20 protein-coding genes are annotated in these 24756 nt (G+C 65.1%); 13 read left to right on the forward strand and 7 right to left on the reverse strand.

All coding sequences use genetic code 11. The features are described from left to right. Nucleotides 1-4 precede the first annotated feature (4 nt). Nucleotides 5-778 (reverse strand): ABC transporter ATP-binding protein, encoded by a 774-nt coding sequence (locus J0H39_03305; protein MBN9495760.1) that lies wholly within the window; start codon nt 776-778, stop codon nt 5-7. Then, nucleotides 775-2703 (reverse strand): AMP-binding protein, encoded by a 1929-nt coding sequence (locus tag J0H39_03310; protein MBN9495761.1) that lies wholly within the window; start codon nt 2701-2703, stop codon nt 775-777. The genes J0H39_03305 and J0H39_03310 overlap by 4 nt, the downstream gene beginning before the upstream one ends. 146 nt (nt 2704-2849) lie before the next feature. On the opposite strand from J0H39_03310, the gene J0H39_03315 reads away from it, so the two are divergent. The 4 genes from J0H39_03315 to J0H39_03330 all read left to right on the forward strand — a co-directional run bounded on the left by J0H39_03315 (nt 2850) and on the right by J0H39_03330 (nt 5925). Next, nucleotides 2850-3632: an alpha/beta hydrolase gene (locus J0H39_03315; GenBank protein MBN9495762.1), complete on the forward strand. Its 783-nt coding sequence runs from the start codon at nt 2850-2852 to the stop codon at nt 3630-3632. Nucleotides 3633-3701: 69 nt separating this feature from the next. Continuing rightward, nucleotides 3702-4259, forward strand: coding sequence for a GAF domain-containing protein (locus tag J0H39_03320; protein ID MBN9495763.1), 558 nt, complete (start codon nt 3702-3704; stop codon nt 4257-4259). 215 nt (nt 4260-4474) lie between these two features. Next, a complete protein-coding gene (locus tag J0H39_03325; protein ID MBN9495764.1) occupies nt 4475-5347 on the forward strand; it encodes a hypothetical protein in 873 nt (290 codons plus the stop codon). Nucleotides 5348-5352: 5 nt separating this feature from the next. Then, nucleotides 5353-5925 (forward strand): GAF domain-containing protein, encoded by a 573-nt coding sequence (locus J0H39_03330; GenBank protein ID MBN9495765.1) that lies wholly within the window; start codon nt 5353-5355, stop codon nt 5923-5925. Here J0H39_03330 and J0H39_03335 read toward each other — a convergent pair. Next, entirely contained in the window at nt 5922-8456 is a 2535-nt protein-coding gene (locus J0H39_03335; protein MBN9495766.1) for a PAS domain-containing protein, read from the reverse strand. The two genes, J0H39_03330 and J0H39_03335, sit on opposite strands and share 4 nt — an antisense overlap. A gap of 200 nt (nt 8457-8656) precedes the next feature. Between J0H39_03335 and acnA the strand changes: the two genes are divergently transcribed. Beyond that, a complete protein-coding gene (acnA, locus tag J0H39_03340) occupies nt 8657-11347 on the forward strand; it encodes an aconitate hydratase AcnA (protein MBN9495767.1) in 2691 nt (896 codons plus the stop codon). Between the two features lie 59 nt (nt 11348-11406). Here the strand turns inward: acnA and J0H39_03345 are convergent, their stop codons facing one another. The 3 genes from J0H39_03345 to htpG are packed head-to-tail and all read right to left on the reverse strand — an operon-like array spanning nt 11407 to nt 14879. Then, a complete protein-coding gene (locus tag J0H39_03345) occupies nt 11407-11703 on the reverse strand; it encodes a hypothetical protein (GenBank protein MBN9495768.1) in 297 nt (98 codons plus the stop codon). A 39-nt stretch (nt 11704-11742) separates the two neighbouring features. Next, nucleotides 11743-13008, reverse strand: a complete 1266-nt coding sequence (gene kynU / locus J0H39_03350) for a kynureninase (GenBank protein MBN9495769.1) — start codon at nt 13006-13008, stop codon at nt 11743-11745. Then, nucleotides 13008-14879 carry a molecular chaperone HtpG gene (gene htpG / locus J0H39_03355; GenBank protein ID MBN9495770.1) on the reverse strand — a complete coding sequence of 624 codons (1872 nt, stop codon included), beginning with the start codon at nt 14877-14879 and terminating at the stop codon, nt 13008-13010. Before htpG ends, kynU begins: the two co-directional genes overlap by 1 nt. Before the next feature lie 94 nt (nt 14880-14973). Between htpG and J0H39_03360 the strand changes: the two genes are divergently transcribed. The 8 genes from J0H39_03360 to J0H39_03395 all read left to right on the forward strand — a co-directional run bounded on the left by J0H39_03360 (nt 14974) and on the right by J0H39_03395 (nt 22328). Then, entirely contained in the window at nt 14974-17403 is a 2430-nt protein-coding gene (locus tag J0H39_03360; GenBank protein MBN9495771.1) for a disulfide oxidoreductase, read from the forward strand. Between the two features lie 10 nt (nt 17404-17413). Continuing rightward, the gene (locus J0H39_03365; protein ID MBN9495772.1) at nt 17414-17689 is read left to right on the forward strand and encodes an RNA-binding S4 domain-containing protein; all 276 of its coding nucleotides are present in this window, start codon (nt 17414-17416) and stop codon (nt 17687-17689) included. Nucleotides 17690-17768: 79 nt separating this feature from the next. Continuing rightward, nucleotides 17769-18101 (forward strand): ferredoxin family protein, encoded by a 333-nt coding sequence (locus J0H39_03370; GenBank protein MBN9495773.1) that lies wholly within the window; start codon nt 17769-17771, stop codon nt 18099-18101. 351 nt (nt 18102-18452) lie between these two features. Further along, the gene (locus J0H39_03375) at nt 18453-18977 is read left to right on the forward strand and encodes a CarD family transcriptional regulator (GenBank protein MBN9495774.1); all 525 of its coding nucleotides are present in this window, start codon (nt 18453-18455) and stop codon (nt 18975-18977) included. A 130-nt stretch (nt 18978-19107) separates the two neighbouring features. Continuing rightward, on the forward strand, nt 19108-20148 hold the full coding sequence (locus J0H39_03380; protein ID MBN9495775.1) for a hypothetical protein: 1041 nt from the start codon (nt 19108-19110) through the stop codon (nt 20146-20148). A 21-nt stretch (nt 20149-20169) separates the two neighbouring features. Then, complete coding sequence (locus tag J0H39_03385) at nt 20170-20508, forward strand: hypothetical protein (GenBank protein MBN9495776.1); 339 nt, start codon at nt 20170-20172, stop codon at nt 20506-20508. A 47-nt stretch (nt 20509-20555) separates the two neighbouring features. Beyond that, entirely contained in the window at nt 20556-21389 is an 834-nt protein-coding gene (locus J0H39_03390) for a hypothetical protein (protein ID MBN9495777.1), read from the forward strand. A 45-nt stretch (nt 21390-21434) separates the two neighbouring features. Next, entirely contained in the window at nt 21435-22328 is an 894-nt protein-coding gene (locus J0H39_03395) for an RNA polymerase factor sigma-32 (GenBank protein ID MBN9495778.1), read from the forward strand. Here J0H39_03395 and J0H39_03400 read toward each other — a convergent pair. After that, nucleotides 22316-24745, reverse strand: a complete 2430-nt coding sequence (locus J0H39_03400; protein MBN9495779.1) for a DNA translocase FtsK 4TM domain-containing protein — start codon at nt 24743-24745, stop codon at nt 22316-22318. The genes J0H39_03395 and J0H39_03400 overlap by 13 nt on opposite strands. Nucleotides 24746-24756: the final 11 nt, after the last annotated feature.

A 24756-nucleotide genomic window follows, 5' to 3' on the forward strand; every position in this document is an offset into this window, starting at 1 on the left:
CCCCTCATTCGTGCGCGACGCCCAGATACGCGTCGATGACGCGCTTGTCGGCTTTCACCGCATCGGGCGTGCCGTCGGCGATTTTGCGGCCGTATTCCAGCACGACCACGCGGTCGGAGATGTCCATGACCACGCCCATATCGTGCTCGATCAACGCGATCGTCGTGCCGAACTCCTCGTTCACGTCGAGGATGAAGCGGCACATATCCTCTTTCTCCTCGAGATTCATGCCGGCCATCGGCTCGTCGAGCAGCAGCAATTCGGGCTCGGCGGCGAGCGCGCGGCCCAGCTCCACGCGTTTCTGCAAACCATAGGGCAGGCGCCCGACGGGCGTTTTGCGGATCGCTTGGATCTCCAGAAAATCGATGATCCGCTCGACGAATTCGCGATGCGCGATTTCCTCCGCGCGCGCCGGGCCCCAATGCAGGCATTGCCAGAAGAAGCCGCGTTTCATCTTCAGCAAGCGCCCGGTCATGATGTTGTCGAGCGTCGACATGCCCTTGAACAGCGCGATGTTCTGGAAGGTGCGCGCGATCCCGCCCGCGGCCGCCGCATGGGGGCGCATCGCGCTGCGTTCCACGCCCTTGTAGACGATGCGCCCCGCACTGGGCTGATAGAAGCCGTTGATGCAGTTCAGCATCGACGATTTGCCCGCGCCGTTGGGCCCGATGATCGCGCGGATTTCGCCCTTCACGATGTCGAACGACACTTCGCTCAACGCCTTTACGCCGCCGAAGCCCAGCGACACGTTCTCGACCTTGAGCAGAATCTCGCTCATGCCGCCACCTTCACGTCGCGAATCATCAAATCCGCGTCGAGCCGGCCTTTGCGTCCGTCTTCGTAGGTGATCGCGGTCGAGATATGCGCGCGGTCGGTGTTCGAATAAAGCGCTTCGACCAGCTTTGCGTAGCGCTCGGCGATGAAGCCGCGCCGCACTTTGCGCGTGCGGGTCAATTCGCCGTCGTCGGCATCGAGCTCCTTATGCAGCACCAGGAAGCGCCTTATTTGCGAACCCGCGAGCTGCGGATCGCTCGCGAGATCGCGATTGACCTGTTCGACGCAAGTGCCGATCAGATCGTAGACCTCCTTCTTCGCGGCGAGTTCCTGGTAGCTCGCATAGGCGATGCCGTTGCGCTCGGCCCAATTGCCGACGGCGTCGAGGTCGATATTCACGAACACGGCGACGCGGTCGCGCCCGTCGCCGAACGCGACCGCTTCCTTCACGTAAGCGAAGAATTTCAGCTTGTTCTCGACGTATTTCGGCGCGAACAGCGTGCCGTCGGTCAGGCGGCCGACATCCTTGGCGCGGTCGATGATCTTCAAATGACCGTCGCGGTCGAAGAAGCCGGCGTCGCCGGTGCGGTAGTAGCCATCCGGCGTTTTGGCGCCGCCGGTTGCGTCGGGATTCTTGTAATAGGCCGCGAACACGCCGGGCGATTTCACCAGCACTTCGCCGTTCTCGGCGATCTTGATCTCGACCTCGGGGGCCGCGACGCCAACCGTGTCGGATTTGATCTGCCCGTCGGGCTGCATGCAGATGAAGACCGACGTCTCGGTGGCGCCGTAGAGCTGTTTGAGATTGAGACCGAGCGAGCGGTAGAAATCGAAAATATCCGGGCCGATCGCTTCGCCGGCGGTGTAGCCCAGGCGCATGCGCGAAAGCCCGAGCACGTTTTTGATCGGCCCGTAGACGAGGATTTCGCCCAGCGCGTAATGCAGCCGGTCGAAAGCGGAGACTTGCTTGCCGTCCATCAGCGCGATGCCGGTGCGCTTCGCCACGGCCATAAAATGCCGGTAAAGCCAGCGCTTGAGCGCGCTCGCATCCTCGATGCGGATCGACACCTGCGTCAGGATATTTTCGAAAATGCGCGGGGGCGCGAAGAAGAAGCTCGGCCCGATTTCCTTCAAATCGGTCATCACCGTGGCGCCGGATTCGGGGCAATTGACGCAGAACCCGGCGACGTAAGCCTCGGCATACGAGAAAATATGATCGCCGACCCAGGCCATCGGCAGATAGGCGAGGATCTCGTCGGCCTCGCTTAGCTTGTCGAACGCGATCGCGTTCTCGGCCGTGCGGATCACGTTATCGAAACTCAGCAGCACGCCTTTGGGCTGACCGGTGGTGCCGGAGGTGTAAAGCATCACCGATGCGTCCGAACCCTTGCCCTTGGCGATTTCGGCGTCGAGCCAAGCGTCTTCGATCGTGGCGCCCGCTTCGATCAGCGCGTCGTAGCCCATCAAGGCGGGATCGGCGTAGTTGCGCATGCCGCGCGCGTCGGTGAAGACGATGCGGGTCAGTGCCGGCGTCTTCGCGGCGATGGCCAGCAGCTTGTCGACCTGTTCTTGATCTTCGGCGATGGCGATATGCGTTTCGGCATGGCCGATCACGAACGCCATCTCGTCGGCGACCGCGTCTTGATAGACGGGTACGGGGATGGCCCCCAAGCATTGCGCGGCGCAGATCGCCCAATAGAGTTTGGGCCGGTTGTCGCCGACCAGCGCGATCGTCTGGCCGCGCTTCAGGCCGATGGCGGCCAGGCCCTTCGCCAGATTCCGGATCTCGGCTTCCATCGCCGCCCAGGTCCAGCTCTGCCAGATGCCGAATTCCTTCTCGCGCATCGCCACGCGCATCGCGCGCAAATCCGCGTTGCGCCGAAGCAGTTTGGGAAACGTATCCTGCGCGCGATCGGCCGGAATCGGCATCGTATCGACGTCCCGTTCTTCCCCGTTCCGTCGGAACACTATCCGCCGCGTCCGGCTGGGCTATAGTCCGCCGTTCGACGCCGGTCCCGTTCGGCGATACATCAAGTTAAGCCTGGAAGTTTCCGATAGGTCAAGAAAGCGCCGCGATGGACGACCGCCTGGAGTTATCGCAAGGCCGCGTCGCCTTTCGCCGGATTTGGCCCGACGCCGCTTCCGGCACGCCGATCGTCTTTCTGCACGAAGGCCTGGGTTCGATCGCGCAATGGCGTGATTTTCCCGATGCGCTGTGCGCGGCCACCAAGCGGCCGGGCTTCGTCTATGAACGGTTCGGCCATGGCGTGTCCGATCCGATCTTGCGGAAGCGCCGCAGCGACTATCTGCATCGCGAGGCGCGGGTGCTGGGCGAGGTGTTGGACGCGGCCGGGATCGCGTCGGCCGATCTGCTGGGTCATTCCGATGGCGGGTCGATCGCGTTGCTGGCGGGTGCGCTCGATCCCACGCGCTACCACCGTATCGCCACGATGGCGGCGCATGTTTTCGTCGAGAAAGTGACGCGCGCGGGCATCGAAAAGGCCGTCGCAGCCTGGCGCACGACCGATTTGAAGCAACGTCTGGCGCGCTATCACGGGACGGGCACCGAGGCGTTGTTTTTCGCCTGGGCGGATATCTGGCTGTCGGCGCCGTTCGCGTTCTGGAATATCGAGGCCGATATTCGACCTGTTGGGGCCCAGGTTTTGGCGTTGCAAGGCGCGGACGACGAATATGGCTCCCCCGATCAATTGGCGCGGATCGCGCGCGCCGTGACGGGGCCCTGCGAAACGCGGTTGATCCCCGATTGCGCGCATCAGCCGCAATTCCAGGCGCGCGACGCGGTGCTGGGCTTGCTGGCGCGATTTTTCGCGTCGGGTCCGATCCAGCGCGATCCATAGAATTTTCGCGTCCTGGCGGCCGTGCCGATCTGCTATTGATCGACGGCTTCCGGGAGCCATATTCGCGTCATGACCCAAATGCCGCCCGCCGGCGAGACCGGCAATCCGACCGCCTCGGAAGCGCTGAACGAGATGTTGCGCCTTTACGCGCTGCGCGATTGCGGGCTGCTGGACACGCCCGACGATCCCGCCCTCGATAGGCTCACGGCCTGGGCGCGCGACTATTTCGCCGTGCCCGCGGCTGCCGTGTCGCTGATCAGCGCCGACAAGCAGGTCCTGAAATCGGTCGCGGGGCCGGCGAAGCGCGAAACCACGCGCGACGAATCCTTCTGCCAATATGTCGTGCGTGATCGCAAGCCGCTGACGATCGAAAACGCCAGCACCGATCCTTTGGTGCGCGATCATCCCGCCGTATTGGGCGAGCCGCATGTGCGCGCCTATGCCGGGGCGCCGTTGCGCACCGCCGATGGTTTCGTGCTGGGCGCGTTTTGCGTGTTCGACATCAAGCCGCGCATCTTCGCGCCCAAGCAGCTCGCCGTGCTTGCCGGGCTGGCACGCGTCGCCTCGGGCTATGTCGATCTGCACGAGGCGACCGGCAAGGCCGGCTGGTCCGGCGCGCTGCCTTGATCCGACGATTTCTCGAAAATTATCTGAGTATTTGTTGTTTACTTCTATGTAAGAGCGATTAATAAATCGTTATCTGGTATGACTTTTCGTCTCTTGATTCCCGCCGCATCGATTCTCAAAATCAAAAGTAAGTTGTAAACGATGCCGAGTCCGGCTCGCGATTCGCCCCTCGGTTCGAAGTTGTGCGGACGGGGGTGAAGATGCCGGGCGATTCGTTGACCCATTTTTCCTTCGAGCATCGGGTGTTCAACGTGCCCGGCGCCCATTTCCGGCCCGACACCGACCAAGCGCCGGTGTTCTGCATGGATCTAGGCGACGTCGTCGGCGCCATCGCGTTGCCCAGCCTGCGCAAAACCTTCTCGATCGACGCCGAAGGGCGCGACGGACATTTGCTGTCCATCGTGCCCAAGGCGCTGCGCGCGATCCGCGTGATCCGGCCCGGCGATGCGATCCCGACCGAGATCATCGACGGCACGGCGTCCTGGAAGCCCGACGCGGCGCAGCGCGCGGCGGCCGAAATGCGGCTGGCCCGGGCTTTGGTGGCCGCGGCGTTGGGCGACGCGCAAGGCGTGGATCCGGTGGCCGAACTCGAATCCGGCCGCGTGACGCAAACCCTGCTGTCCCTTTGCGAGATGCGGCCCGAGCAGAAAGGCGAATTGATGGCGCGCATCGAACGCCTGACCGATGGGCTGGCGCTGGTCGAAGTCTTGCGCGCGCGCAGCGCCGCCGTGGTCATGATCCGCGAACGCTTGAATGCGGCCGCCCATGCCCGCGCGCGCGATCGCGCCGGCATTCAGGATATGCGCCGCGTGGTCGATCTGATGGGCGAGCCGATCGGCCAGTTCCGCGCGGCGATCGAAGCGATCGATGCGACGCTGGCCAACGCGACCGGCGCCTTGCGCAGTGTCGATGTCGCGTTGCGCCACATCGGCGAACGGCGCAACAAGCTGCATTTCGCGCTGGTTCCCTGGCAGGAAATCGTCGATACGTGGCGCAATACGGGCGACGAGCCGCGCGAATTCGACGCGGCGTTCCGCCGCCTCTACGCCTTTATCGCCCGCCGCCATATCGAAAAATCGGCGTGGTAGGACTCATGGACAAAGACGTTTCCGAACGCTTGCTCGATACCCGCGAAGTGGCGCCGCTCACGCCCGATGTGGCGCTCGAACATGTGCGCCTGCATGCACTGGCCGCGAGCAATCTGCTCGACAAGCCCGACGAGCCCGCCCTCGACCGGCTGACCGCCTGGGCGAAAACCTATTTCGACGTGCCGGCGGCCGCGATCTCGTTGATCTCGGCGAACCGGCAAAACCTCAAATCCGTCGCCGGCCCGGCGAACCGCGAAACCACCCGCGCCGAATCCTTCTGCCAATACGTCGTGCGCGACCGCAAACCCGTGGTGATCGAGGACGCCAGCATCCATCCGCTGGTGGCCGAACATCCGGCCGTGCTCGGCGCGCCGTTCGTGCGCGCCTATGCGGGGGCGCCGTTGTCCACGGCGGACGGTTTCGTGCTCGGCGCGTTTTGCGTGTTCGACGTCAAACCCCGAACCTTCACGGCGGAACAATTGGGCGTGTTGTCGGCGCTGGCGCGCGTGGCGTCGGGCCATGTCGATCTGCACGAATCGCTGGCGCGCGCCGCCTGGACGGGGCCGAAGCTGGATTAAGCCGCGTCGCGCAGCACGCGGTCGGCGGGCAGCACGAAGCGCACGCGCGTGCCCTTGCCGGTTTCGCTTTCGATTTCCAGCCGCCCGCCATGCAGTTCGACCAGACGCTTGGTGATGGCAAGGCCCAGCCCCGTGCCGCCGAAGCTCCGTCCCACGCCGTGGGCTTGGCGGAACGGCTCGATCACATGCGGCAACTCGTCTTGCGCGATGCCGATACCGGTATCGGCGACGTCGATTTCCACGCCCGTCTCGGCCATACGCCAGGCGACGTCCACGCGCCCGCCTTTGGGCGTGAACTTGATCGCGTTCGATAGGAGATTGAGCAGCACTTGGCGCAACGCGCGCCCGTCGGCGCGCAGGCGCAGCTTGTCGCCCGCCGCCTGCACGCGCACGCCCGCGTGATGCGCTTGGCCGCGCGCGATGGCGATCGCGGCGTCGATCGTCGGGCCCAGCTCGATTGGCTCCTCCTCCAGCGCGTAGCGCCCCGCTTCGATCTTCGACATGTCGAGCACGTCGCCGATCAGCTCGACCAAATGCCGTCCCGATGCCGCGATGTCGCTGGCGTATTCGATATAGCGCCGGCTGCCGACCTTGCCGAAAATCTCCTTCTCGATCATTTCGGCGAAGCCGATGATGGCGTTGAGCGGCGTGCGCAATTCGTGGCTCATATTCGCCAGGAACTGCGACTTGGCGCGGTTGGCCGCTTCGGCCGCGTCGCGCGCGTTGCGCAAGGCGGCTTCGGTTTCCACCAATTGCGATACGTCCGTGCGGATGCCGACGATGCCCACGCCCGGCACGTGGCGCTCGGCGACCGAAATCGTGCGTCCATCGGCGATGCGCAACAGGCGCGTGCCGGTGCCGCCGTCGCGATGGCGGCGCACGCGCTCGGCGACCCAGGCTTCGGCCGTGAAGCCGGGCTCCGGCGGCTCGCCGCGCGCGAGCGACATGCGCACGAGTTCCTCGAAGGTCCGGCCCTGGATGCGCACCGGATCGGTCTCGCCCGCGAACATCTCGACATAAGGCCGGTTGGCGACGATCAGTCGGTCGTTTTCGTCGTAGATCGCGAAGCCCTCGGGAATCGATTCGATCGCCGCGCGCATGCGCGCTTCGGCGGCACGCGTCGCCGCTTCCATTTCGCGGATCGCGGTCACGTCGGTCGCGACCGACACGAATTGCGTGACTTTGCCGTCGCCGCCGAAAATCGGAATCTTGTTGGTCAAGAAATGCCGCATCCGCCCCGACGCGTCGGGGAAATTCTCGGCATGGTCGCGGATCGCGCGGCCTGTTTCGACCAATTCGCGTTCCAGCTTTTCGACCTCGCCCGCCAAAGGCTGGGCGACGAAGTCCGACAAGCGCTTGCCGATCGTGGCGCGCGGATGCACGCCGAACACCGCCGCCTGATAGGCGTTCATCAACGTGTAGCGGCCGTCGCGATCCTTGGCGTTGATGATCGCGGGCACGGTGTCGACGACCGTGCGCAATTGGCGGCGCGATTGGGCGAGGCGTTCGATGCCCGCCCGCCGCTCGGCATCCAGCCGCGCGTGGCGGCCCAGCTGGAACCAGACGAGGAAGGCCAGCGCCAGCGTGATCGCCGCGCCCGCGCCGACCGCGATCAGCTGGGTGCGCAAGGCGGCGCGCATCGGCGCCATGTAATATTCCTCGGCGTAGGCGACCGAAACGACGAACGGCAGATCCGCGACGCGACGCCAGGATTGCAGCCGGGCGACGCCGTCCAGCGGCGACACCACGCGATGCGTTTGTTCGCGCAAGCCCGTCATCAGGCCGCGATGCAAAGGCTGGCCGGCGAAAACGCGGCCGATCATCGCCGGGTTGTGCGGCTCGCGGATCAGCAGCATGCCGTCGCCGCTCCACAATGCGATGGCGCCCCCGACGCCGACATCCAGCGTGGCGTAGTAGGCGCGGAAATATTCGGCGTCGAGGGCGGCCGCGATCACGCCGGCGAAATTGCCTTGCGCATCCTCCAGCCGGCGCGACATGACCAGCACCGGCGCGCCGGTGTCGGGATCGGCCATCGGCGGCGAAAGATAAAGCCCCAATCCGGAACGATCGCGATGCGCCGCGAAATAGGACGCGTTGGAAACGTCGCGCGGCGCCACATCGACGGCGGTGGAATCGAGCCGCACTTGGCCGTCCGCGTCGATCCAGAAAATCGAATGGATGCCGGGCACGAAATTATGACGGTCGGCGATCATCGCCTGAAGATCGACGCCCGCGAAGGCGCCGCGCCCTTCCAGCGCTTCGGTCATCGCGGACAGGGCCGTATCGGCCGCACCGAAGCTGCGCGCGGCATGGGCTTCCAGCGTGCGGGCCAAGGCGGCGGCTTGGCGGGCGGTGGTTTCGACCGTGCGCTCGTTGGCCGATCGCGCGGCCGTCACATAGACGAAGCCGATCGCCACCCCCAGCAAAAGCACCAGCGCCAGCAGGACCCAACGCAGCCGGATGACATCCAACGCGCGGGGCGATACGCGGGATTCAGTCCCTATATCGGTCTTGGCGGCTGATTCGACCACGTAAGGGACCCCCCGGGACCGGACCCGATGGAGGGGCGGCCGACCCCGAAACTTGCCCCGGCGAGGGTTAACAGGCTGTTGACGCGCCCGCGCAAACCCCCGCATGCGGCATGGCTTTCGACTTATTAAAGGTTTCGTGCTACTTCAGCGCCGTCCCGGGAGGGCCGCAACGGCCGCCCAATACCGAGGAGTAAGGCTCGATGTCCGCATTCGGCACCGATACGCTCAAAACCCGCCGCACGCTTTCGGTCGATGGCAAGACCTACACCTATTACAGCCTTGAAGCGGCCGCGGCCGCGGGGATCACCGGCATCGAGCGCTTGCCGAACTCGCTGAAGGTTCTGCTCGAAAACCTGCTGCGCTGGGAAGACGGCCGCACCGTTTCGGTCGACGACGTCAAGGCGATGTCCGCTTGGGCGAAGGACAAGAAGTCGACGCGCGAAATCGCGTATCGCCCCGCGCGCGTGCTGATGCAGGACTTCACCGGCGTTCCCGCCGTCGTCGATCTCGCCGCCATGCGCGACGCGATGGTGTCGATGGGCGGCGACGCGCGCAAGATCAACCCGCTGTCGCCGGTCGATCTGGTCATCGATCACTCGGTGATGATCGACCATTTCGGCGGTCCGGACTCGTTCAAGAAGAACGTCGATATCGAATACGAGCGCAACGGCGAGCGTTACGCCTTCCTGCGCTGGGGCCAGTCGGCGTTCTCGAATTTCCGCGTCGTCCCGCCCGGCACGGGCATCTGCCACCAGGTCAATCTCGAATACCTGGCGCAGACCGTGTGGACGCAGGATAGCGACGGCACGACCTACGCCTATCCCGACACGCTGGTCGGCACCGACAGCCACACCACGATGGTGAACGGCATGGCGGTGCTGGGCTGGGGCGTGGGCGGCATCGAGGCGGAAGCCGCGATGCTGGGTCAGCCCGTGTCGATGCTGATCCCCGAAGTCGTCGGCTTCAAGCTCACCGGCAAGCTGAAGGAAGGCATGACGGCGACCGACCTCGTGTTGACCGTCACGCAGATGCTGCGCAAGAAGGGCGTGGTCAACAAGTTCGTCGAATTCTACGGCCCCGGCCTCGACGCGTTGTCGCTCGCCGACCGCGCGACGATCGCCAACATGGCGCCCGAATACGGCGCCACCTGCGGCTTCTTCCCGATCGACGCGGAAACGATCTCGTTCCTCAACTTCACGGGCCGCGATCCGTCGCGCGTGAAGCTGGTCGAAGCCTACGCGAAGGCGCAGGGCATGTGGCGCGACGCCAATTCGCCCGACCCCGTGTTCACCGACACGCTGGAACTCGATATGGGCACGGTCGAACCGTCGCTCGCCGGTCCGAAGCGTCCGCAGGACAAGGTGGCGCTGTCGTCCGCCAAGCAAGGCTTCGAGAAGGTTCTGCCCGAATTGCTCGGTCCCAAGAACGCCAAGGACGGCGTTCCGGTCGCGGCGTCGGGCGGCTACACGCTGAAGAACGGCGACGTCGTCATCGCCGCGATCACCTCGTGCACGAACACGTCGAACCCGGCGGTGCTGATCGCCGCGGGCCTCGTGGCGCGCAACGCGGTGGCCAAGGGCCTGAAGGCCAAGCCCTGGGTGAAGACGTCCTTCGCGCCCGGCTCGCAGGTTGTGACCGACTACATGGTCGCCGCCGGCTTGATGCAGCATCTCGACGCGCTGGGCTTCAACCTGACCGGTTATGGCTGCACGACCTGCATCGGCAATTCGGGTCCGCTGCCGGACCCGGTCGCCGAAGCGATCGACAAGGGCGACCTCACGGTCACCTCGGTGCTGTCGGGCAACCGTAACTTCGAAGGCCGCGTCCATCCGCAGGTGAAGGCGAACTATCTCGCCTCGCCGCCGCTGGTGGTCGCCTATGCCTTGGCCGGTTCGATGTTGAAGGACATCACGACCGAGCCGCTGGGCATGGGCAAGGACGGCCCGGTCTATCTCAAGGACATTTGGCCGTCGAACCAGGAAATCACGGACACGATCCGCAAGAACCTGACCGCCGAGATGTTCCGCAATCGCTACGCCAACGTCTTCAAGGGCGACGCGATGTGGCAGAAGATGGGCGGCGGCACGGGCATGACGTATAAGTGGGACGAAGGTTCCACCTATGTGAAGCTCGCGCCGTATTTCGAAAACCTGCCGCGCGAAGCGGGCGGTTTCTCGAACATCGTGGGCGCGCGTCCGCTGGCGTTGCTGGGCGATTCGATCACGACCGACCACATCAGCCCGGCCGGCAACATCAAGAAGGACGGCCCGGCGGGTGAATACCTGACCGAGCGTCAGGTTCGTCCGGTGGACTTCAACTCCTTCGGCGCGCGCCGCGGCAATCATGAAATCATGATGCGCGGCACCTTCGCGAATATCCGTCTGAAGAACGAGGCGGCCCCCGGCACGACCGGCGGCATGGCCAAGCTTCAGCCGGAAGGCGAGACGATGTCGATCTACGACGCGGCGATGAAGTACAAGGCGCGCGGCACGCCGCTTTGCATCTTCGCGGGCAAGGAATACGGCACCGGCTCGTCGCGCGACTGGGCGGCGAAGGGCACGATTCTGCTGGGCGTGAAGGCGGTCGTCGCCGAAAGCTTCGAGCGTATCCACCGCTCGAACCTCGTCGGCATGGGCGTGCTGCCGTTGCAGTTCCCCGACGGCGTCACGCGCCAGACGTTGAAGCTCGACGGCACGGAAGTGTGCGACTTCACCGGCATCGGCGACGGCATCAAGCCGCGCCAGACGGTGAAGCTGACCATCAAGCGCGCCTCGGGTGCGGTCGATACGGTGGATCTGCTCTGCCGCATCGATACGCTCGACGAGGTCGAGTACTACCGTCACGGCGGCATTCTGCCCTACGTGCTGCGCGGGCTGCTCAAGGCCGCGTAAGCCGGAAGGCCGAATACGGCGAATGGAAACCCCGGCGCGCAAGCGCCGGGGTTTTTGTTTTAGAGCGGCAGCGAATCGTCGTCGCGCGGCGGCGGCGTATCGCGCCGCGCGGTCGGCGGGTTCAAGCGTCGGATCACGATATTGCCCTGCGCGTCGATCTCCGGTGCCGCGTATTGCGGCAGGTTGTCGACGAACAGTTTCAACGCCTGCAGCAGCTTGGCGATCCCGTCACGGGCGATCGCCTCGGGGCTATCGGCTTGCGGCGGGACGGGGGCGGGCGAGGACGACTGCGCGAAGGCCGGGACGGCGCAAAGCACGCCCAGGGCCAGCGCCAAGGGGATGGATTTGGCTTTCATGCCCCGAGAACGGCGCAGGCGGACGATTAATCCCGGCCGTCACGTAACCGCTTGGCGGCGGCGGAATTTTTCGTCGTCGAAGGCCCGGCTCTCGATCGTATCGACCAGATACGCCGCCGCGTCCCACGCATCGACGTAACGCAGGTAAAGCGGCGCGAAGCCGAAGCGCAATATATCGGGCGCGCGGAAATCGCCGGTCACGCCCTGCGCGATCAAGGCCTGCACGATCGCGTAGGCATGTTCGTGGCGGAACGAGATTTGGCTGCCGCGCGCTTCCGGATCGGCGGGCGAAACGCCTTCGAGGCCGAGCTCGCTTGCGCGCGATTGCACCAGCGTGCGGAAAATCTCGGTCAGCGCTTGCGACTTCGCGCGCAGTTCCGCCATCGGAAAACGCAGCAGCGTATCCACACCGACTTCCAACGCGGCCAGCGACAGAATCGGCGGCGTGCCGGTGGTCGCCCCCGCGATGCCGGCGGCGGGGCGATAGGCCGGCTCGAACGCGAAGGGGGCGGCGTGCCCCAGCCAGCCTTGCAGCGGCTGGCGGAAAGTCTCGTGATGGCGCTTGGCGACATACAGGAACGCGGGCGCGCCCGGCCCGCCGTTCAAATATTTGTAGCCGCAGCCGACCGCGTAATCGGCTTTGGCGCCGGCAAGATCGACGGGCAGGGCGCCCGCCGAATGCGCGAGATCCCATATCGCAAGCGCGCCCGCCGCTTGCGCCTTGGCGGTGATCGACGCCATGTCGTGCATCGCCCCCGTTCGATAATCGACATGGGTCAACATCACGACGGCGACATCGTCGCCGATATTCTCGACGCGATCGACCAGTTCCAAGCGATGGCCTTGGCCCAGCAGCGCGGCGAGCCCTTCGGCCATATAAAGATCGGTCGGGAAATTGCCGCGTTCCGACAGGATCGTCTTGCGGCCGGGGTTTTGCGCCAGTGCGTCGGCTAAAACTTTGAACAACGCGATCGAGGTGGAGTCGCCAACGCTCACGGTATTCGCTTCGGCGCCGATGAGCTTGGCGATCTTGTCGCCCACGCGGCGCGCCAGATCGATCCAGCCATGCTTGTTCCACGACGCGATCAGGTCGCCGCCCCATTCGTCGCGCACGACCTGTTGCAAGCGCGCGGGCGTGGCGCGCGGCAAGGCCCCCAGCGAATTGCCGTCGAGATAGATCGCCCCCGGCGGCAGGCTGAACAGATTGCGCGCGAGCGCCAGCGGATCCGCCGCATCCATCGCTTTCGCGTCGGCACGGGCTGGCAGCGACGCGGCGAAGGGCGAGGGCCGCGCGCGCGCCGCCATCAGATGAAGCCGTCGGCCAAAGCTTGCGATAGGCGCTTGGCGAAGGCGGCGGGATCTTCCAGCTTGTCGCCTTCGACGATCCGCGCTTGGTCGTAAAGCAGCCTCGCCGCTTCGCCCAAGCGCGCTTGCACCGCCGTATCGCCCTCGGCCTTGGTCAGGGCCGCGACCAGCGACTTGATCGTCGGATGCGCGGGATTGATCTCCAGGATGCGCTTGGCGGAAAAGCCGAGCTGCTTATGCTGGCGCAGCATCCGTTCCAGATGGATGTCGATATCGCTGTCGTCGGCGACGAGGCAGACGGCACTCTCGGCCAAACGTTGCGACGCGCGCACGTCTTTCACCTGTTCGCCCAGCGCCAAGCGGAACAACGCGATCAACGCGGCCGCGTCGCTCGGCGTTTCTTCCGTCTTGGCCTCGTCCTTCTTGTCGGCCTCGGGCGCGATCTTGTCGAGATCCGCACCGCCGCGCGTGACCGATTTGAACTTCTTGCCTTCGAATTCGTCGGTCTGCGCGATCCAGAACTCGTCGACCGGATCGGACAGCAGCAGCACTTCCACGCCGCGCTTCACGAAGCCTTCCAGATGTGGCGATTTGGCGACTAGCTTGGGGTCGTCGCCGGCGATGTAGTGGATCGCTTCCTGGCCCGGCTTCATGCGCGACACGTAATCGGCCAGCGACACCCAGCCGTCTTGGTGCAAGGTCGAGCGGAAGCGCGCCAAGCCCAGCACGCGCGTGCCGTTGTCCTTATCCTCGAAAATGCCTTCCTTCAGCGCTTCGCCGAAGCTCTCCCAGAACTTGGCGTAATCGGCCGCGTCCTTGGCTTTCTTTTCAAGCTCGGACAGCACGCGCGTCGTCACACCCTGGCGGATGAGGGTCAGCACCGGGTTGTTCTGCAACATCTCGCGGCTGACGTTCAGCGGCAGATCTTCCGAATCCACCACGCCGCGCAGGAAGCGCAAGTAACGCGGCAGCAGGCCTTCGGGCGCTTCGTTGACGAACACGCGGCGCACGTAAAGCTTCACGCCGTGCTTGCGGTCGGGATGGAACAGATCGGACGTGCGCGTTTCGGGCACGTAAAGCAGCGCCGAATATTCGATTTTGCCTTCCGCACGCCAATGCATCGTCACCCAGGGTTCGTCGAAGGCGTGCGCGATGTGGCGATAGAATTCCTTGTGCTGCTCGAGCGTCACGTCGCTCTTCGCGCGCGTCCACGGCGCCGAAGCGCGGTTCAGCGTGCGCTCGCCCAGCTTGATCGGAATCGCGATATGGTCGGAGTAGCGCTTGACGATATCCTCGAGCGTATCGGCGTCGAGGAATTCCTTCGCGTCGTCTTTGAGATGCAGCACGATTTCCGTGCCCCGCGCGTCGCGCGCGGCGGGCACGACCGTATAGCCGCTCTTGCCGTCGGATTCCCAATGCCAGGCTTCGGCGGCCCCCGCCTTGCGGGTGGTGACGCCGACTTTGTCGGCGACCATGAAGGCCGAATAGAAGCCGACGCCGAACTGGCCGATCGCGCCGACGTCTTTGCGCTTGGATTCGTCCAGCGCCTTCATGAAGGCGGCCGTGCCCGAACGCGCGATCGTGCCCAGATGCGAAATCAGATCGTCGCGATCCATCCCGATCCCGTTATCGGCGATGGTCAGCGTGCCGGCATCCTTGTCAGCCTTCAATTCGATGGCGAAATCCGTCCCGCCCTCGGCGAGTTTCTCGTCTTGCGTCGCCAGGAAACGCAGCTTGTCGCAGGCGTCGGAGGCGTTGGAAATCAGCTCGCGCAGGAAAACCTTGCGCTCGGAATAGAGCGAATGCGCGACGATCTCCAGCAGGCGGCTGACTTCGGCTTGGAATTCGTGGGTTTCGGCGGTCTGGCTCATGGTTCGTCCCCGGATTTGCGGCCGTATATAGGCGCCAATTCGGGGCCCCTCAAGACCGCTTGAACCGGGGGCCTCGCCCGCCCAAACTCACCCTATGGCGAGTCCCAAGATCACCGCGGTTCTCGGGCCCACCAATACCGGCAAGACACACCTTGCCGTAACAAGAATGCTTGGCCATTCGTCGGGCATGATCGGCTTTCCGCTGCGCCTGCTGGCGCGCGAGAATTACGAGCGCATCGTCGCCGCCAAGGGCAAGAACGCGGTCGCCTTGGTGACGGGCGAGGAACGGATCGTCCCGCCTTACGCGCGCTGGTTCGTCTGCACCGTCGAGGCGATGCCGATGGACCGCGACGTGTCGTTCCTGGCGGTCGACGAAATCCAGATGATGGCCGACCGCGAGCGCGGCCATGTGTTCACCGACCGGCTGCTGCACGCGCGCGGGCGCGATGAGACGATGTTCATGGGGGCGTCGTCCGCCAAGCGCCTGATCCGGTCGCTGGTGCCGGAAGCCGAATTCATCGAACGGCCGCGCTTTTCGACGTTGACCTATACGGGGCCGCGCAAGATCACGCGCCTGCCGCGTCGTTCGGCCGTGGTCGCGTTCTCGGCGGCCGAAGTCTATTCGATCGCCGAACTCGTGCGCCGCCAGCGCGGCGGCTGCGCGCTGGTCTTCGGCGGCCTAAGTCCCCGCACGCGCAACGCGCAGGTGGCGCTCTATCAATCGGGCGACGTCGATTACCTCGTCGCGACCGATGCGATCGGCATGGGCCTCAACATGGATATCGACCATGTGGCCTTCGCGCAGCTGGCGAAATTCGACGGGCGGCATATGCGCCGCCTGACGGATCCGGAGCTGGGCCAGATCGCGGGGCGTGCGGGCCGGCATATGAACGATGGCACGTTCGGCACGACGGCGGATATGGGTGCGCTCGATCCTGACACGATCCGTGCGATCGAGGATCACACCTATCCGCGACTGGAACACGCCTATTGGCGCAATGCCAATCTCGATTTCCGCAGCCTGGACGGGCTGCTGGCGACACTCGATGCGCGCAGTTCGCGCGCCGAACTCATCCGGGTGCGCGAATCCGACGACACCAAGGCGCTGCAAGCCTTGGCACGCGACCCGGAGGTTATCGCGAAAGCGCAAGGCCGCGTGGCACTGCTGTGGGACGTCGCGCGTATTCCCGATTTCCGCAAGGCGATGTCGGATGCGCATACGCGGCTGCAAGCGCGCATCTTCGGGCATCTGGCGGAGAAGCCCGGCCGTTTGCCGCCCGATTGGGTCGCCAAGCGCATCGCCGATCTGGACGACGCCCAAGGCGATATCGAGAAGCTGCTGGAGCGCATCGCGGGCATCCGCATTTGGACCTATGTGTCACATCGCGAAGATTGGCTGGCCGATGCCGCGACGTTCCAGGATCGCGCGCGCGAAGTCGAAGACCGGCTGTCCGATGCGCTGCACGAGCGTTTGACGCAGCGCTTCGTCGACCGGCGCAACGCCGTGCTGGTGCGCAAGCTGGAAGACGGCGACGAGCTTCTCGCCAGCGTGTCGGCGGCGGGCGAGGTGGCGGTCGAAGGCGTGCATGCGGGGCAGTTGCGCGGCTTCGAGTTCATCCCCGATCCCAGCCTTGCGGGCGGGGCGGAAAAGGTGCGCGCCGCCGCCAATCGCGCCTTGCGCCGCGACGCCGCCGCGCGCGTGGCGATGTTCGCCGACGACGCCGATGCGCAATTCGCGCTCGATCAACAGGCGCGCATCCTCTGGCGCGGGCAGTTGGTCGCGCGTCTTGCCCCCGGCCCGACGGCGCTGGAGCCGGAGATCGTGTTGGCGCGCGCCGATCTGTTGGAGCCCGCGCAACGACAGCTCGTCCAGCGCCGCTTGGCGAAATTCCTCGCCGATCATTTGCGCGCTCATGCCGCCCCCTTGTTCCGCTTGCGTGATGCGGCGTTGACCGGGGCGGCGCGCGGCCTTGCGTTCCAACTGGTCGCGGCTCTGGGTGCGGTCGCGGGCGAAACGGCGTTGGACAAGGCGGCGCTGGGTTCGCTGGTGCGCGAAGGCGTGAAATTCGCGAGCTTCGGCGCCTATGTGCCCGCGTTGAAGGATCAGGCGGGCACCAAGTTGCGCGCCTTGCTGTGGTCGGTCTGGCGCGGCCAGCCCGTGCCGCTCACGCAAGGCGGGCGGGCGAGCCTTCCGCGCGCGGCGGCGTCGGACGAAGCGATGGCCGCGTGTCTCTATTTCCCCGCCGGACCGCTTTGCGTGCGCGCCGACCGCTTGGACAAAATGTCGCAAGTGCTGGCCGCCCTTTCCAAACGCGGGGCCTTCGCGCTCGACCCGGCCTTGGCGAAGCTGGTCGATTGCGATGCCGTCGCCCTGCCGGCGGTGGTCGCCGCACTCGGCTATCGCGCGGTGCGCGACGGCGACGCGGTCAAGTTCGTCGCCAAGCGGCCGCGTAAAGCGCGGCCCGAAAAGACGATCGACACGGATTCGCCTTTCGCCGCTTTGGGGAAATTGGTCGATCCATGAAGTGGGGCCCGTGACCGCGACGACGCCCCGGATTCGCCTGGATATCTGGCTGTGGCACGCGCGATTTTTCCGCACGCGCGCGCTCGCGCAGGAAGCCTGCGAGAAGGGCCGCGTGCGCGGCCACGGCCATCGCCTGGACAAAGGCCATCCGCTGAAGGTGGGCGACGTATTGACCTTCAGCCAGGGATCGAAGCTGCGTACCGTGCGGGTCGAGGCGCTGGGCGAACGGCGCGGCGGGGCGGAAGAGGCGGCGCTGCTCTACACCGATCTATTCCCTTCAAATTGACCCGAGTTCGAGTGGGGTTGCCCGCCGCCGGGGTGCGTGCTAACCCGACGCCTCGTCCGGTTCGAAGAGAGCGATTGCGATGACCTATGTCGTCACCGATACCTGCATCAAGTGCAAGTACACCGACTGCGTTGAAGTGTGCCCCGTCGATTGCTTCTATGAAGGCGAGAACATGCTCGTCATCAAGCCCGACGAGTGCATCGATTGCGGCGTCTGCGAGCCGGAATGCCCGCCCGAAGCGATCGTGCCGGATACCGATCCGCGCGCGTCCAAATGGCTGGCGCTGAACACCGAATATGCCGAGAAATGGCCGAACATCACCCGCAAGAAGGACGCCTTGCCGGGGGCCGACGATGTCCGGTCCGAAGAAGGCAAATTCGAAAAGTATTTTAGCGAAAAGCCCGGCGGTTAAACGGTAAAATTTTACCACACACACCGAGAGTCAAGCGAAGAATCCGTCTTCGCATAGCCGTCCCTTGCGAAAAACGCGGGTGTCGGGCGTGATTTTTCACCATTTTTGTGATAGCTTCTTTCCCATCGGGCTGCGGCATTTTTGCAGCACCCCTGGCCCCGGAAGGGGCGTTTCGGGCTTTAAGCCCGTCACATATCGCGGCGTCGCCTGAAATTCAGGCGACAGAGCCTCAACAGCTTGGAATGCCTTGGAAATAGGCATTCCCGGGTGTCGGGTTTTCTGTCCCCAGCGAGCCGGGGGCAGCGCGTCGGGGGGTCAATGAATGGGTGCTTGGAAGGAGTTTCGGCTCACATGACGGTTGCGAAAAAAGTGGTACGCGAGACGGACGATCTGGGCTTCGCGGTTGGCGATCACGTGGTCTACCCGACGCATGGCGTGGGCAAGATCACCGGCCTGGAAACGCAGGAAATCGCGGGCCACAAGCTACGCCTGTTCGTGATCCAGTTCGACAAGGACCGGATGACGCTGCGCGTGCCGACGATGAAGGCCAAGACGTCGGGCCTGCGCCGCCTGTGCACCAAGAAGGAAATGACCAACGCGCTCGCCACGTTGAAGGCGCGCGCGCGCGTGCGCCGCACGATGTGGAGCCGCCGCGCCCAGGAATACGAAGCCAAGATCAATTCGGGCGATCCCAAGGCGATCGCGGAGGTCGTGCGCGACCTGTTCCGCAACGCCGGCCAGCCCGACCAGTCGTTCTCGGAACGCCAGATGTACCAGGCGGCCCTCGATCGTCTGGTGCGCGAATTCGCCGCCGTCGAGAAGATCTCGGAAGAGACGGCCGTGCAGCGCTTGGAAGCGATGCTCAAAGCCGCCTAAGGCTTAAGCCGCGCGTCGAATACGAAACCCCGCCGGGCGACCGGCGGGGTTTTCTTATGCCGATTGACTCTCTTATGACGTGTGTTATTCATAAATAAATATCGAAAATCTTATGCGCGAGGGGGCGGGCATGGGCGTTCGGCGTTCGATGTCGAAATTCGCGGCGTTATGTGCGGTCCTCGCGGCGCTCGCCGCCTGCACGCAAGTCGACAAAGCGGCCGCGATCAAACTCGCCGATGCGGGCAAGATCGCCGCGACGAACGGGGCCGCCGAAGCCGCCGCCGCGCGCATCGACTTCGTCGCCGGGGGCGAGCGAAACGCGGCGGCCGAACTGCTTGCGAAAGCGGACACTGCCGGCATCAAGACGCAGAAAGCATTCGATCCGCCGAATCAGACCGCCAATCGAAAGCGTCTTGAAATCGCGGTCATTCTCAAGCGGCGCGAAGACTCGTTATCGGCACTCGCGGCGACTTACGGTGAAATGGCGGCGCTCGCTGCGGGTGACCCCGGCGCCGATATACGCAAGGCCGTCGGCGATCTTGTCGGAAAGACGAATGGCCTGGTGGCCGCCGTCAACGCGGCCACTGGCGGCGCCGTACCGTTGATCGCGAACACCGTCGGCGCCGCGTTCGCCGAGGCGGCGACGCTTTATGCCGAAGAACGCCAGCGGCGCGAGATTCTCGCGGCGAATCGGATTGTCGAAGAAGCGCTGACGACACTAAAGAAAGCGATCGAAAAGGAACGGCCGTATGTGACCGCGAATCGGAGCGCAAATGAATCCGATCGCGATGAACTCACCGATAACGCCGTGACTTTGGGCCTCGTCGATCAGACTGCGGCCCTCATCCGCGTGGCGGAACTGGCAGGGTTCGTGCCGGTGAAGGATTTGAATGGCCTGCTCGCGGGTGCTTCGATCCAAGGGACACCCGATCAACAACGCCGTCAGCGGATCGCTTGGGCATTGGCGGGATTCGAGAAATTCCGCGCGGCGGCGAAGGCCGACGCGATCGCGGATGCCAACGCCACGCTCGAAAAAGCGATCGAGAAACTCGCCGCTGCCCATGAAAGCCTTGGGAAGCGCCACGCATTCACCGTCGATGATGCGCTCGCCATGGCTCTGCGAATGAAAGAAGCGGTCGATCGTATTCGCGCTATCGAAAACGGAAAATAACCACGCGACTCCGGAGGCCGGATGATGCCGACTCAAAGCAACGAAAACATTGCCGCCGTCACGGCGAACTGGATCTCTGTCAAAAAGAATTACAAGACCGATCTTGCGGCCGCGGAAGACGACGACCAGCGCTCGGCAATCACGGAAAACCGGCGCGCGGCGGAATTGGCCTATCTCGACGCGGTTAGGAAAGGCTTGTCGGGGTCCGGTATGGCCGAGGCGCTCGCCGCGCTGAAAGCCGCCAACGCCGCCGTCAAAGACTCGCGCGAGAATGGCGAGTCGATCGGCAGACTGCTCGTCAAAGCCAAGGATGCGACCGAGAAGGCGACCAAGCTCGTCGCCAAGGCCGGCGGCGGGTAAGCGATCCGCCCGATTCGCCGACCCCCGAATTGCGCTATCTTCGGGCGATGGCGACTCGGGGGACATCCTCGCCGGCGACGCCGGCCAAAAGCGAACGCTTCGCGACGCTGAAGCGCGTGGGCCGCGTCTGGGCGATCGGCGCGGTGCGCGGCAATGCCGCCGCACTGGCCGAGCTTTATGACGAGATCGCGCAGCGCGTCGAACCCGGCGACCGGATCGTCCATCTCGGCAATCTATTGGGGCCCGGTCCCGACGCCGCCGGCGTGCTCGACGCGCTGGTCGCTTTCCGGCGCGACTTCATCGCCATGCCCGGTTTCTTCGCCGCCGATTTCGTCATGCTGCGTGGCGCCCAGGAAGAGATGTGGCAGAAAACGCTGCAGCTCCATTTCGCCGTCAACCCGCGCGATATCCTGACCTGGATGCTGGCGCGCGGGCTGGAGGCGACGCTCACGTCCTACGGCGTCGACCCGCGCGAGGGGCTGCAGGCCTGCGGGGCGGGGGCGACCTCGATCGCGCGCTGGACCGCCAAATTGCGCGCGGCGATGGAAGCGCGCGGCGGCCATCGCGACGTGATGCTGGCCTTGCGCCGCGCCGCGCATGACGATCTGGGCCGTTTGCTGTTCGTGTCGGCGGGGTTGGATCTGGGCCGGCCGCTGGCCGCCCAGGGCGACGCGTTGTGGTGGGGCAGCGGCGACTTCGCCAAAATCGACGCGCCGTTCGAGGGGTTTCAGCGCATCGTACGCGGCCACGCCCCCGAAAAGACCCGGACCCCGGACGGCCCCTATACGCTAACCCTTTGTGGCGAAACGCCGGGCGCCATCGTCGCGGCCTGCGTGACGAACCGGGGCGAAATCGTCGAAATGCTGCAAACCGGGCAGTGATCCATCCTGGGGAACCCGGCGTATTTCTTCACGGAGATACGCATCATGGCCCGTTTGGACGACACCGCCACGCAAGCCGCGAATATCCGCTTCATCCGCAAGGCGATGAAGACCAAATTGCTCGCGCGCGAACGCGAGCTCGATCTCGCCAAACGTTGGCGCGAATCGGGCGATCAAGCCGCCCTCGACGAATTGATCGGCGCCTATAGCCGCATGGTCGTGTCGGCGGCACTCAAATTCCGCCATTACGGCCTGCCGGTCGGCGATCTGATCCAGGAAGGCCATATCGGCCTGATGCAAGCGGCGGCGCGGTTCGAGCCGTCGCGCGACGTGCGCTTCGCGACCTATGCGCAATGGTGGATCCGCGCCGCGATCCAGGATTTCGTTTTGCGCAATTGGTCGATCGTGCGCACCGGCACGACGGCCGCGCATAAATCGCTGTTCTTCAATCTGCGCCGCGTGCGCGCGCGTTTGGGCGATCGCAACGGCGAGGCGATGACCGATGTGACGCGCGCCAAGGTCGCCCAGGAGTTGGGCGTGACGATCGGCGACGTGATCGAAATGGAAGGCCGCATGTCGGGTGGCGACCGTTCGCTTGATGCGCCCGTCGCGGGCGACGAGGGGTCGACGCGCAGCTGGGGCGAATCGCTCGCCGATGAACGCGCCGACCCCGAAGCCGACGCGATGTCGTGGCACGACCGCGACGCGCGCGTGCGCTTGCTGCACGAGGCGATGGGCGATCTGTCCCCGCGCGAACGCGCGGTGATCGCCGCGCGGCGCCTCGCTGACGAAGACGAAAGCGTGACGCTCGAAACGCTGGGCACGCGCCTGGGCGTGTCGAAGGAACGCGTGCGTCAGATCGAGGCGCGCGCCTTGGGCAAGCTCAAAGCCGCGCTTGAAAAGCGCGTCGCCAACCCGGCCGATCTTTACGCCGCGTAATCGCCCTTCGGGGCCAGCACTTCGCGCTTGCCGACATGGTTGGCCGAGCTGACCACGCCTTCGGCTTCCATCTTCTCGACGATGCGCGCCGCGCGGTTGTAGCCGATCTGCAAATGGCGCTGGATGAAGCTCGTCGAGCATTTGCGCTCGCGCGCGACCAGCGCCACGGCTTGATCGTAAAGATCGTCGCCCGAACCGCCGCCGCCACCGCCGCCCATCGCGTCGCCGCCGCCGTCCAGCGCCGCAAGCGCTTCCTCGTCCTCAGTGACTTCGTCGACGTAAGCCGGGGCGCCCTGCGCTTTCAAATGCTGGACGACATGCTCGACCTCGCGGTCGGACACGAACGGGCCGTGGACGCGGGTGATGCGCCCGCCGCCGGCCATATACAGCATGTCGCCTTGGCCCAGCAGCTGTTCAGCACCTTGTTCGCCCAAGATCGTGCGGCTGTCGATCTTGCTGGTGACCTGGAACGAAATACGCGTCGGGAAGTTCGCCTTGATGGTGCCGGTGATGACGTCGACCGACGGGCGTTGCGTCGCCATCAACAAATGGATGCCGGCCGCACGCGCCATCTGCGCGAGGCGCTGCACCGCCCATTCGACGTCCTTGCCCGCGACCAGCATCAAATCGGCCATTTCGTCGACCACGACGACGATGAAGGGCAGCGGCGTCATGTCGAGGGGTTGATCCTCGAACACCGGCTTGCCCGCCTCGTCGAAGCCGGTCTGCACTTTGCGCGTCAACGCTTCGCCGTTTTTGCGCGCATCTGCCAGGCGCTGGTTGTAGCCCGCGATATTGCGCACGCCGAGTTTCGACATCGCGCGATAGCGGCTTTCCATTTCCTTGACCGCCCATTTGAGGGCCACGACGGCCTTCTTGGGGTCGGTGACGACCGGCGACAGAAGATGGGGAATGCCGTCATAGACGGACAATTCGATCATCTTCGGATCGACCATGATGAAGCGGCATTCGCCCGGTGTGAGCTTGTAGAGCAGTGACAGGATCATCGTGTTGATCGCGACCGACTTGCCCGAGCCGGTCGTACCGGCGATCAGCAAGTGGGGCATGCGGGCGAGATCGACGATGATCGGCTGGCCGCCGATATCGCGGCCGAGTACCAGATTGAGGATGCCGTTCTGCTTGTCCTCCAACGTTTGTTCGAGGAGATCGCGCAGATAGACGGTCTCGCGTTCGGCGTTGGGCAGTTCGATGCCGATGACGTTGCGCCCCGGCACGACCGCGACGCGCACGGCGAGTGCGGACATCGATCGCGCGATATCGTCCGACAGACCCACCACGCGCGCGGCCTTGGTGCCGGGGGCGGGTTCGAGTTCGTAGAGCGTCACGACCGGGCCGGGACGGACCTTCACGATCTGGCCCTTCACGCCGTAATCGTCGAGCACGCTTTCCAGCAAGCGCGCGTTCTGGGCCAAGGCGCCTTCGTCGACGCTGGCGATCTTCGCGACCTTGGGCTTGGCCAGCAGGTCGATCGACGGCGGCAGATACTCGCCCTGCACGGCCAGATCGAGGGCCGCTTGCTTGGGCTTCTTCTTGGGCTCGGCCTTCGGCTTTTCGACCGGGGCGCTGCGCTCGACCAACTGCGCCGGCGGGAGGCGCGGCTTCTCGATCTCGGGTTCTTCCTCGATCTCCGGTTCGGGATCGGCCGACCCGTCGAAGGAAGGCTCGGCGCGGCTGCGCTTCATCTCGCGCTTTTCGCGCGCGCGCGCCTTGGCGGGATCGCCCAGGCGGATCTTCGCGACCAGCGCCGAGAAGAACGCGACGATCGTTGCCGTGCCTTGCCCGATCGCGCGGGCGGCCACGCCGCTGGCCCACGCCGCCGTGCGATATTCGCCCCAGGTGATGGCAAGGCCGAAGACGAAGCCCAAGGTCGCGAGCAACGCGGCCCCCCAGGCGAGAACGTCCGCGCCGTGGCCCAGATCCGCACCCAGCGCCAAGAACTGCGCCAGGAACAAGCGGCCCACAACGCCGCCCAAACCGCCGTCGAGCGGGCGCGGCCAGCCGGCGGGGGCGGCCCAGGTGGACAGCGCCATCGCGGCGAGCAGCACGGTCACGGGCAGCAGCGTCACGCGCAAACCCCACAAGGGCAGGCTGCGCGACCGGATCAAGCGCCAGCCCCAGCCGAGCAACGCGAGCGGAATCAACGCGGCGGCGAGGCCCAACGTCTGGAACAGGATGTCGGCGATCGACGCACCCGCATGGCCCAGGATGTTCGACGGCGCCTTGTCGGTCGCGTGGCTGAAGCTCGGGTCTTCGGGCGAATAGGTGGCGAGTGCCGCGACGATCAGCGCCGCGATCACGATCGCGGCCGTGCCCGCGATCTCCGCGATGCGCCGGCGCAGGAAAGCGCCCGCCCCTTCGGGAAGAAGTCCGCCGGAAATGCGCGTTGCGATGGCCATCTATCGCTCCA

This window comes from Alphaproteobacteria bacterium (assembly GCA_017308135.1).
GTDB lineage: Bacteria > Pseudomonadota > Alphaproteobacteria > CACIAM-22H2 > CACIAM-22H2 > Tagaea.